Source organism: uncultured Victivallis sp. (assembly GCF_944391105.1).
GTDB lineage: Bacteria > Verrucomicrobiota > Lentisphaeria > Victivallales > Victivallaceae > Victivallis.
Window position 1 is genome coordinate 68,690 of record NZ_CALXSK010000011.1, and the last position, 10,743, is coordinate 79,432.

Below are 10,743 nucleotides of genomic sequence, written 5' to 3' on the forward strand. Positions count from 1 at the left end.
ATATTACATTCATAAAGGTTGTTTATGAATAAAAAAGGATTTTGGTGATGAAAGTCGCGGGCACGTCGCCGAATGTGCGACAATGTAACTGCAATCTGGTAAAATGGTTTCTGCTCTCGAACGGCGGTGCGACGAAACCGGAGATCGCCGAGGCGACCGGGATCAGCCTGATGACCGTCGGCAAGATCGTCAATGCGATGCTGGAAGACGGTTCTTTGCGGAAGAGCGGGATGAGCGATGCCGGACTGGGCCGGCGGGCGGAGCGGTTCGAGCTTGATGGCGACCGGAGCTGTTCGGTGTCGTTGCGGTTCCGCGATGTCGGGGTCGATTTTGTGGCGGCGAACGAGTTCGGGCATGTGCTGCGCGAATTGTTTGCGCCGATGCCGGAAGGGTATCTTGTCGACGATCTGTCGCTGGTGCTCCCGGCGTTTCTCTCCGGACTGCCGCCGGTGCGTTCGGCGGTAGCGGGGTTTCCCGCGGCGGTGTTCGGCGGGCGGATCCACAGCGGCCACCTCTGTCAGTTTCGCAGCGTCGATCTGCAGAACGAACTCGATGCATTGCTCGGGGTTCCGGTCTGGATGGGGCGCGATTTGAATCTCGCCACGGTGGGGTTCAGCCGCCGCAATCTCGCGCCGATGGCACAGCAGAAGCCGGAGCTTCAGGACATCGCCTGTTTCCTGCTCGATCCCGCCGGTTACGGCGTCGGCTGCATGGCCGGGGGAAGGGTGTTGCGCGGTGCGGATTTCTTTGCGGGGGAGATCGGACGCATGCCGCTTCCCGGCGGACGGTATATTCGCGAAATTTCCGCGCCGGAAGTGCCGGATGAAGAGTATATTGAAGGCGTTGCCCTGCTGCTCGGCGCGGTGGTCTGCATCGTGAATCCGCGCGTAGCGGTCCTTTCGGGACGGTCGGTCCGGGTTGCGCTGCTGCCTGAGATCGGGAGGCGGATTCGCGAACGCATCCGGTTTCTCTGGGAAGGGGAGAAGGCGGTCTGCCCGGAACTTCTCCATGAATCCGACCTCTGGCCGGACTATCGCGCCGGAATGATCTACCGCGCAACCCGACGCCTCCACTCCGGCGTGCAGATGGTCGACGATGTCTTCTGACGGAAAAAGGAGCGGGGAGTCGGAAACGGAATTCGGGTTTGCCTGCCGGCCCGGGTGCGGCGCATGTTGCATCGCCCCTTCGATTTCCTCGCCGATTCCGGGTATGCCGGACGGGAAACCCGCAGGAGTTCCCTGCGTGAATCTCGATCCGGAATATCATTGTCGTATCTTCGGTTCCCCGGAGCGGCCGCGGGTCTGCGCTTCGCTCAGGCCTGATCCGGAGATGTGTGGAGCCTGCCGCGGGGAGGCGCTCGCCTTCCTCGCGCGACTTGAAGAGCTCACCCGGCCGTGACGGGATGGAGCCCCGAGACTTTCCGGTCAGAGCAGGTCCGCGGCGAGCGCGGCCAGTTCGCTGCGTTCGCTGCGCGCGAGCGTGATGTGTCCGAAGAGCGGCTGCCCCTTCATGCGCTCGACCGTGTAGCTCAACCCGTTGCTCGATGCATCAAGATAGGGGTTGTCGATCTGGTGCGGGTCGCCGGTCAGGACCATTTTCGTATCCTCACCGGCGCGGCTGATGATCGTCTTGACCTCGTGCGGTGTCAGGTTCTGAGCCTCGTCGACGATGACGAACTGACGTGGAATGCTGCGGCCGCGGATATAGGTCAGCGCTTCAAGTTCGAGTTTCCCGCTGTTCATCAACCCCTCGACCGAGTAGCGCGATGAGCTTTTCACCTTGCGTTCCGCTTCGCCGCCGAGCAGAAAATCGAGGTTGTCGAAGATCGGCTGCATCCAGCTCTTGAGCTTCGCTCCCTTGTCGCCGGGGAGGAAGCCGATGTCGTTGCCGAGCGGAATGATCGGGCGCGAGACGAGAATCCGGTCATACGCATTCTCCGTCAAGACGAGCTGCATGGCGGCGGCGAGTGCGAGCAGCGTCTTTCCGGTTCCCGCGCCGCCGACGAGCGTCACGAGCCGCACTTCCGGATCGAGCAGCAGTTCGAGCGCCATGCGCTGCTCCTTGTTGCGCGGCGATACGTTCCAGACCCGGTTTGTGCGGGCGGAGTCGACGACCTGAAGCTGCCGGTTTCCGTTCATGCGCGCGAGAGCGCTCTGCTTTGTGCCGTCGGCGGTGAATACCATGAATTCGTTTTGGAGCAGTTGCCGGGAGCCGGCCGGGATCTCATGTTTCTTGTAGAGCGCATCGAGTTCGGCGGCGGAGAGCTTTCCCTCCTGGAATCCGGTATAGAGCGCCCTTTCGTCGACCTTGCCGCGTTCGAAGTCCATGACCTTGAGCCCGACTGCGTCGGCCTTCAGCCGCAGGTTGATGTCTTTGCTGATGAAGACAACCTGCCGGCCTTTTTCGCGCAGCCCGAACGCGACTTTCAGAATCCGGTTGTCCGGGGAGTCTCCGCTCAGATCGAATCGGAACACTTCCCGGATTTTCGAATCCATTTTGCCGTCATCAAGTTCCGCAAAGGAGAGCACGAAGAGTTTGCCGGTTGCGGTCGCCGAGATCGTCGAAAGCGGAATCCCGTTGCGCAACTGGCCTGGTTGTTTGGCTGACTGGCGCAGTTTGTCGAGACGCCGGATCACCTGCCGGGCGTTGCGGCCGAGCTCATCGGAGTTCTTCTTGAATTTGTCGAGTTCCTCGACCACCGCCATCGGAATGACGACGTCGTTGTCGTGGAACGATTCAATGCTCTGCGCGCTGTGCAGAAGAACGTTTGTGTCCAGTACAAATGCCTTGATCGCCATACTCTCCTCCTCTTCGTGTTTTACCGCGGGTTCTGCTTCAGTAGCTCGGAACCGGCTCCTGATCGAACTGCTGAACCGCGCGGTCGCGTGCTTCGGTCCGGGTCCGGACTCCGGTCCCGGAAGCCTGCATCACGCGTTTTGTAAGAAGTCCGAGGCAGGCGGGTTGTTCGATCATGAAGGTCTGCGCATTGATCACGCGCGCACCGTTTTTCGAGCGGATCTCGCTGGTCAGCAGATGCATGACGCTTTCGACATCCGCATTGTTCTGAAAGATCGACATCTTGCCCGATCCTGCCGCACTGCCGCCGATGAGCGGAATTCCCCAGAAGGTGTAGCACGGAATTTCAACGAACGTGTGGCAGACCGCCTTGTCTCCCCGTTCCGAGAGTCCGAGCCCGTTGAATTTCTGCGTGGATTCGACCGACGTACAGCCGCTGAGCAGAGCCAGCGCCGCAGCGCCGCAGAAACACCATGCCGCAAATTTCTTCATTGTTTTCATACTCCTTTATTTGTTGTATTTCAACGCTTTTGCGCCGATGTCACGGCGGCAGAATCCGCCTTCGAACGAAATTTTGTCCACCGCCTCGTACGCCTTTTCGATCGCTTCGGCGATGGTTTTTCCGCGGGCGGAGACCCCGAGGACCCGGCCGCCCGCATTCACGATTTTCCCATCCTTGAATGCGGTTCCTGCGTGGAATACCACCGCTCCGGTCGCGGCGGCCTCCGCAAGCCCGCTGATCTCAAACCCTTTTTGATAGCTGCCCGGATAGCCGCCCGAGGCGAGCACAACCGACACGGCCGGATCTTCCGACCAGACGAGGTCGGCCTCCGCGAGACGTCCGCGCGCAACCTTGTCGAGCACGTCGAACCAGTCTCCGTCGAAACGGCGCAGAACCGGCTGGATTTCCGGGTCGCCGAATCGGACGTTGAACTCCAGCACCTTCGGCTCTCCGTCGCAGACCATGATGCCGACGAAGATCACACCGCGGAAGTCGAGTTTCTCCGCCTGCACACCCTTGAGGAACGGCGCGAGAATCCGCGTATTGATCTTCTCCCACACCTTGTCGTTCACGACCGGGGCAGGGGAGTAGGCTCCCATTCCACCGGTGTTGAGTCCGGTGTCGCCGTCGCCGACGCGCTTGTGGTCCTGCGAGGAGACGAGCGGAACGATCGTTTTTCCGTCGCAGAGTGCGAGGATCGACGCCTCTTCTCCGTAAAGACACTCCTCCACGAGCACCTTTGCGCCTGCCGCGCCGAATGCGCCGTCGAAGCAGCCGTGCAGGAATGCGAGCGCGTCCGCTTCGTTGTCGGCGACGAGCACGCCCTTTCCGGCGGCGAGGCCGTCGGCCTTGATGACGATCCCCTTCGCGCCGGAGGCGAACTCCTTCTTCACATACTCCGCTGCCGGAACTTCGCTTTCGAACGTCGCGGCTTTTGCGGTCGGGATGTTGTACTTCAGCATGAACGCCTTCGCGAAGTCCTTGCTCCCTTCTAGCTGTGCGGCTTCCTTCGCAGGGCCGAACACGGTAAGATTCCGGTTGCGGAAGCAGTCGACCACGCCGTCGCAGAGCGGCGCTTCGGGGCCGACCACGGTGAGGTCGATGTGGTTCTGTTCCGCGAAATCCGCGAGTTTTTCGAGTTCGCCGACGCCGATGTCGACACATTCTGCGTCCGCCGCGATTCCGGCATTGCCGGGGGCGCAGTAGACCTTTTCCACCTGCGAACTCTGTTTCAACTTCCAGACCAGCGCATGTTCGCGCCCGCCCGAACCGATCACCAAAACTTTCATTTCTTCTCCATTCCCGGCAGCATTCCCGGAAATCTGCCGGGAGCGCTTGCAATCCGTCTGTTTTGATATTACTATAACAATAGCGCAAAATTCGGAAAGTTAAAGTAAATATGCTGGAAAATCGCGACGAAATCTTGAAATCAGACGACGAAACCCTCTCTCATGTGTGCGAACTTGAGTTTTTCAAGGGGAGCGGCAACGGCGGGCAGAAGCGGAACAAAACTTCGAGCGCCGCCCGCGTACGGCTGATCGGAACCGCTTACGTCGCCTCCGACTGCTCCGAACGCAGTCAGCACCGCAACCGGGCGGCGGCGCTCGCGAAGCTGAGGATCGCACTCGCCTACGGGGAACGGAACGCCCCCGCGACGCCGCCGGAACGGTTCGAGTGTGCGCTGGAACACCCGGAGTATCCGCTCTGGCTCGCGCACGTGCTCGACGTGGCCGATGCGAATGGATGGGATCTCAAGGCGACGGCGGCGGCTCTCGGCTGTTCGCCCTCCGCGCTCGTCAAGAAGTTCGCGCGCGATCCGGAGCTCTGGCAGTTTGCGAATCAGGCCAGGGTGAAACGGGAACTGCCGCCTCTGCGCCGTCCCTGAATTCTGCCGGATGGATTCAGGCGGGCATCCAGTCGAGCAGTTCCTCGACCGGATGGTGCTTCCGGAATTCGATAAACTCCGCGAACGTGCGGACGCCGCCCTCCTGAACCGCGTGATAGTATTCCACGCCGGGGATCGACTCTGAATCGGGGGTTTCGTATTTGAGGCGCAGCACAGCGAGTTTCATCTCCGGCGTGAAGTGCTCCGCTATGCGGTCGGCGACGCGCTCGAAGTGGCCGTCGTAACGCGAGCCGGAAACGATGTGGATCATATCGATCCGCCACTCGAATCCCTCGGCATCCGGCAGGAGAATGTGATATTCGAGACACCGTTCCGGCGTGTTGAGCAGATTCGTGTATTCGATCCGGCGGACCGGATGATTCTCCGCGAGCGTCCGGAGCGCGGAGAGTCCCTCGGAGGGGGAGGGGAAGCGCGAATAGAGATGCAGGTCGATGTCGCGGTGCTTCATCATGAGTCCGTTGCGGAGTGAGCCGACGATCTCGACTTTGACGCCGAGCATCTCCCAGATTTCGACGATCCGGCACAGTGCAAGCAGTTTTCGCGCGCGTTCGCATTGTCCGGCGGCGAGCGCCGAGAGTTCCGTGTCTTTCATTCGGATATTTCCTTTCCTGGAATGAGATGGGAATATACACCCGGAATCGCTCCTGTCAAGCCGGTCGCGCTTGCATTTCCGCCCTCCCGGTGCTATCTTCTCCGTAACGGCTTTCAGAGAGGCGAGTATGGGTTGGAAACGGTGGTGCGGCTTGCAGAACCGGGCGGCCGGGGCGGTGTTCGCCCTGACGCTGCCGGGGGGCGGAATCTATATCGCGCTGTCGCTCGCGCTTGTGCTGTGGCGGAGCGGGCGGATCGCTTTCATCCAGGCCGCATTTCTCGTCTGCTGTGCGTGTTGTCTCGTCACATTCTGGTATGTGATTGCGACGACCTGGTTTTATCACATCGCCTACCGCCGCGTGTTCCGGTGTCATCCGCTGCGCCGATTGCCGCTTGTCGCGGGGTTGCTGCTGCCGTTTGTGTGGCTGATACTCTGGTATTTCGAGCGTTACTGGGACTGGTTCTGGGTGACGTGGCTTCTGTACGGCTGGCTGTTGCCGCTTGTGATTGCGCTGCGTTCGCTGCGGACGGCGCTGCTGGAATGGCTGACCGTCGTCTCGGGGGCGATCGGGATCTTTCTGCTGGCGCTCGTCGGCGGGCATTTGTTTTCCACGTTTCTGCTGCAATTTGCCTTTCTTGAAGAATTGTCCGGAGGGCCGCCTTATTATGAGTTCGCTCTGCCGGTGAGAGTGGCACTTCCATTGCTTTCGGAGCTGCCGCTGCGTTACGGCATTTCCGGGGAGGGGTGGGGATGGCTGGCGTTTTCGGCATTGTTTTTTCTGGCGGCCGCGTACTGTTTCCGGATCGGATGGATCGCCCGGATGAGCGGATGCAGGGTGCGTCGGCTGCTGTGTTGGCCGGTGTGGGTGCTCTGGAGCTGTGTCGCGCTCGTCTACGCCGGGTCGCTGTTTCTGGCGCATCAGGCGGAGCGGGAAGTCGCGCAGCGTCATCTCCGGCTCGAACGTCATTTCGGGCGGCCGGTCACGGCGGCGGCATTGCGGGAGATGTGGAATCCCGCGCGCGTCTGCCCCGAATCCCTTTTGCATGAGGCGAAAAAACAGTGGCGCGTTCTGCTTCAGCGTCGTTTTTCCTCCTATGAACATTGTGGGTGGATCGAGTCATCATGGTCTGTCATTCGATTCGGCCTGATTCCCGCGCAGGATTGGAATGCGTTCAAAGAAAATTATCTGCGCGATTCCGAGGCGTGGGCGGAACTGGACCGCTGGATCGATGAGCATGCTCTGCTCGAAGCGGAGAGAACGTTTGAAACCGGAAAACTCCGGCGCGGATATTTTCAGGTCGGATTCTACTCTGATGTTTCGTACCTGCTTGAGATGGAACTTTTCCGGGTGAGACTTGCGCTCGAGCAGGGCGAGCTGCCGGAAGCGCTCGAGCGCCTGGAACGGCTCAGGAGGAATGCCGACCGCTTTCTCGATTCCGCCGGGGCGCGAATCGGAATTCAGGAGGCTTTTTTTGCAAACGGTCTGCTCGAACTGGAGATGTACTGTCTCGAATTGATTCTCGAGTCCGGTCTGGCGGACGAAGCGCTGCTGCGACATTGGGAACGCATTCTGGTCGAGACCGAGGCGCGTCTGCCGGAGTCCGAAAGACGGATGCTCTATTGTGATACAGTGGTTTTTGTCGATGAGTTCGAAGCGATTGCCCGGTTCGGCAGCCCGTATGCCGGAAATCCCGAAATTCCGTTCCAGCTCGTGCCTCTGCAAAGTGTACGTTACTCCTGTCCGCTGATCTGGTGGCTCTTCCGGCGCGAGCAGGCTGCTTACATGGAGAGCTGCGAGTCGCCGGATTCGGCGCCTCCGGTCGCGGTGATTGTGCGGGAAAGAATCTGGCGGCCCGGATACTCCTGCATTCGGATGCGGATTCCGGAAATGTACCGCATGATGAGCGCGCGTCTCCGCACGGCCCGGGCGCTGCTCGCGCTGGAACTGGAGTTCCGCCGGAACGGACGGTATCCGGAAACGCCGGATTTTCTGCCGGAGGATCCGTTCTCCGGAAAGCCGCTGCTGTTCCGGATCGGCCCTTATGAAACCAGGGGCGAGCCCGTCGGCTCCGGAATTCAGGTCTGGAGCGTCGGGCCGAATGGTCGCGACGATGGCGGCGCCCGTGATGACATCCGCGCCGTCCGGCTTCTTGCCGCCCCGCCCGGTGGCCCCTTTCGGAAGGAATGAAAAAGCGGAGCGGACTGGATTTCGCCCCGCCCGGTTTCCGGATTGTTCGTCAGCGGGAGCTGATCGAAACCGATTCTGGACCGACCAGGTAGAGAATCGCCGGAGTGACGGTGTACTCTTTTCCCGGATGCGGCTGCTTTTCCCCGAGGTGGTTCAGCGCTTCGGCGACTTCTCCCCGGACGTTGAGTTCGACTTCACAGGCTTTCATGGCGCTCCAGATGGCCCACACTTTCGTTCCGTCCGGCTGCGTCCAGTTTGCCAGATATGCGCTGCCCTTCTTTTCCAGCGACGGTCGGCTCGACCCGGTGGGGCAGAGACGCGAGAGCGTCTGGTACGCACGGAATGAAGGTTTGGGGTCAAGGTTCTTTCGGACGATGCCGAAGTGCGCTTCCCGCTCGTCGGGCTCCCATTCGCCGGAACGGAAGTTGTACCAGAAAATCCGCTCGACTCCGCTTGCCAGCGCGATGAGATAGGTGCGCGGCAGCATTTCCGCCTGACGTTCTTCCGGAACGGTTTCGTAAGTCGACATCCGGGTGCAGATGATGATGTTGCCCTTCAAATCACTGTTGAGCTTGTAGAGCGCCGCAACTGCGGATTGATAGTTGTCGGTGCCTGCCGCAATGATCGGGATGAATTCGTCTCCTTCCCGGAGATTCCGGTCATGCAGGAAACGGCTGGCGGGTTTGAAGTAGACTTTGAAGGCGTTGGCGAATTCGGGACCCGGCTTCTGCCAGGTTTCCTGTTTCGGCACGCCGTCTCTGGTCCACCACGCTTCCCAGCCGATATGGAACTCCTTCATGTGCTTATCGTTGACCTGAACTTTTCTCCCGTCAGGCTGAAGTTCGTAGTAGAACGGCAGACCGGAGGGGAGCAGCAGCGTTCCGCCGCGTTTCACGTAGTTGAGCAGCGCTGGCAGATATTTCACCGGGAACTCTTCTCCGATGGAGGGAACCAGCACCGGGTAGCGCTTGACGGAGAGATTGGGAAGTTCTTCGAGCGTAATCTCGTCCACCTGCCGGAACATGGCAAGATTTCCACTCTGCTTTAATATCGCCGCACCTGCAAATCCTTTTTCCAGATCACTGATGACCGCAGCGGCAGATTTCCCCGGGTCGATTCCCGCCCGTTCGAAGGCGGCAGGCAGAACTTCCCGGAAAAATGTGTTCGGCTTTGCCGTTGACCAGCCGACTTCGGTGATCCAGATCGGCTTGTCTTCGAGCTTGTACTTTTTCATCAGCGTTTTCAGATCGTGGATCTGGTCCAGCATCAGTTCCGGAGTCCCCTGCCAGTTGTAGGGGTGAATGTTCATCGCGTCGAAGTAGTTGCCGGCTCCGGCCTTGAAGGAATCCTCGATGAAGGCGAGCGGGACTCCTGCCGTTCCGCCGTAGAGGACAGTCAGAGTCGGATCGATCTTTTTGATTTCCTCATAGGAATGTTTCAGCAGCGTCGTGTAATTTTTCCCGCTTGGCGTATCGCGCCAGAATCCTCCACTGTTCTGTTCGTTCCACACCTCCCAGCAGCGCAGATCCTTTGCATAACGGGAAACGATCCTGCGCACATATTCTCCCCACGCATTGAGATGGTTCCATGCCGGTCTTGCCCACAGCACATCATAGTCCAGGATCGGCAGAATGTTGATTTTGTCCTGCTTTGCGATCGAGATGAGCTTGTCGAGACGGTCGAAGTTCCACGATCCCTGTTTCGTTTCGACTCCGCGCCAGTCGAAGTCGGTCCGGACCCAGGTGATGTCAGCTTCGTGCATGCGTTTGAATTCCTGAGGTGCGATTTCAAGCTCCCCGCGGCTGACATGGGCGCAGACACCATATGGATTGTGTTCAATCTTATCCGCCGCTTCCAGCGCAGGCATCTGCACTGCGGCAGCAAGAGCAATTGTCAAAAATATCGGATATTTCATGTGGAAAAATTCCTTTTCTCGGATTGATTTCTTTTTCCATGAACTCAAAGGCGTTTGCCGGATTCGTCCAGAACCCACGAGATTTTCATCGGGGACGCCTCCAACTCTCCCTTGTTCTGCGATTCAACATGACCGTCTGCCATGCCGAGATTGGATTCTCCGTTGTGAATGGCTCCGACACCCACACCGTCGCCGGGCGATGTGGCAGGATTCCACTGCCACGAGCTCAGGCCGGCGTTGGCAGAGCCTTCTTCACAAACCGTGTCCGCACAGAGCGCCGTTGAGCTTGGCTGTTTCATCCGGCCGAGAAGATAGAACTGGCGCCTTACGAATACGAAAGATGGTTTCAGGCGTCTGCTGCATAAAAGGCATAAAGAACTCTCAAAAAGAGAAATTTGCATTTTTTGACTGCTTCTACGTAATGCCACCCTTGAAAAAAGGGGTGCATTACAGACCCATATTTTTTATATCTATCATGATTTTACCATTTATATGAAATTTACTAATATACGGAACATCAATAATCTTGGCACGTTTATACCTATAACTAGAACAAGAACATAGCTTGAATACCAATTCAAAATTATAGGGATTAGGTTTGAAATCAAGATTCTTTAAAGGATATTGCCTAGAGATTTTCACTGCTTCATTGCTATTCTTAGCTATGACTAGAAACATAGCATCTCCCTTACTACAAGCATGAGTAGTAGAGAATATATCGAAATCTCCCTCATAAATACCAAACCTGACAACAAGAAAATATGCCCTTTCTCTTGAACTGAGCCGCTAGCGCGGCAGGGAAAGCGAAACGAGAATATCCAAATGAAGAAAAATCGCTGGTGAT

General features: G+C 58.5%; 10 protein-coding genes. 4 read left to right on the top strand and 6 right to left on the bottom strand.

Annotation, left to right across the window (positions count from 1 at the left end):
• The first annotated feature begins 47 nt into the window (after positions 1-47).
• The gene (locus Q0K10_RS05625) at positions 48-1,106 is read left to right on the top strand and encodes an ROK family protein (RefSeq protein ID WP_294504400.1); all 1,059 of its coding nucleotides are present in this window, start codon (positions 48-50) and stop codon (positions 1,104-1,106) included.
• Entirely contained in the window at positions 1,096-1,398 is a 303-nt protein-coding gene (locus Q0K10_RS15595) for a YkgJ family cysteine cluster protein (protein WP_366942963.1), read from the top strand. The genes Q0K10_RS05625 and Q0K10_RS15595 overlap by 11 nt, the downstream gene beginning before the upstream one ends.
• Positions 1,399-1,424: 26 nt before the next feature.
• On the opposite strand, the gene Q0K10_RS05635 is transcribed toward Q0K10_RS15595, so the two are convergent.
• Genes Q0K10_RS05635 through purD form a run of 3 tightly spaced genes read right to left on the bottom strand, consistent with a single transcriptional unit; the run spans position 1,425 to position 4,587 of the window.
• Entirely contained in the window at positions 1,425-2,798 is a 1,374-nt protein-coding gene (locus Q0K10_RS05635) for a PhoH family protein (RefSeq protein WP_294504384.1), read from the bottom strand.
• Between the two features lie 37 nt (positions 2,799-2,835).
• Positions 2,836-3,288, bottom strand: a complete 453-nt coding sequence (locus tag Q0K10_RS05640) for a hypothetical protein (protein ID WP_294504387.1) — start codon at positions 3,286-3,288, stop codon at positions 2,836-2,838.
• A gap of 15 nt (positions 3,289-3,303) precedes the next feature.
• Positions 3,304-4,587, bottom strand: a complete 1,284-nt coding sequence (gene purD, locus Q0K10_RS05645; protein ID WP_294504388.1) for a phosphoribosylamine--glycine ligase — start codon at positions 4,585-4,587, stop codon at positions 3,304-3,306.
• Between the two features lie 110 nt (positions 4,588-4,697).
• Between purD and Q0K10_RS05650 the strand changes: the two genes are divergently transcribed.
• Entirely contained in the window at positions 4,698-5,183 is a 486-nt protein-coding gene (locus Q0K10_RS05650; protein WP_294504390.1) for a peptide chain release factor-like protein, read from the top strand.
• A gap of 16 nt (positions 5,184-5,199) precedes the next feature.
• Here the strand turns inward: Q0K10_RS05650 and Q0K10_RS05655 are convergent, their stop codons facing one another.
• Positions 5,200-5,796 (bottom strand): nucleotidyltransferase domain-containing protein, encoded by a 597-nt coding sequence (locus Q0K10_RS05655; protein WP_294504392.1) that lies wholly within the window; start codon positions 5,794-5,796, stop codon positions 5,200-5,202.
• A 127-nt stretch (positions 5,797-5,923) separates the two neighbouring features.
• On the opposite strand from Q0K10_RS05655, the gene Q0K10_RS05660 reads away from it, so the two are divergent.
• On the top strand, positions 5,924-7,984 hold the full coding sequence (locus tag Q0K10_RS05660; RefSeq protein ID WP_294504394.1) for a hypothetical protein: 2,061 nt from the start codon (positions 5,924-5,926) through the stop codon (positions 7,982-7,984).
• Between the two features lie 49 nt (positions 7,985-8,033).
• On the opposite strand, the gene Q0K10_RS05665 is transcribed toward Q0K10_RS05660, so the two are convergent.
• Positions 8,034-9,899, bottom strand: coding sequence for a beta-galactosidase (locus Q0K10_RS05665; RefSeq protein WP_294504396.1), 1,866 nt, complete (start codon positions 9,897-9,899; stop codon positions 8,034-8,036).
• A gap of 44 nt (positions 9,900-9,943) precedes the next feature.
• Positions 9,944-10,198 (bottom strand): hypothetical protein, encoded by a 255-nt coding sequence (locus tag Q0K10_RS05670; RefSeq protein WP_294504398.1) that lies wholly within the window; start codon positions 10,196-10,198, stop codon positions 9,944-9,946.
• Positions 10,199-10,743: the final 545 nt, after the last annotated feature.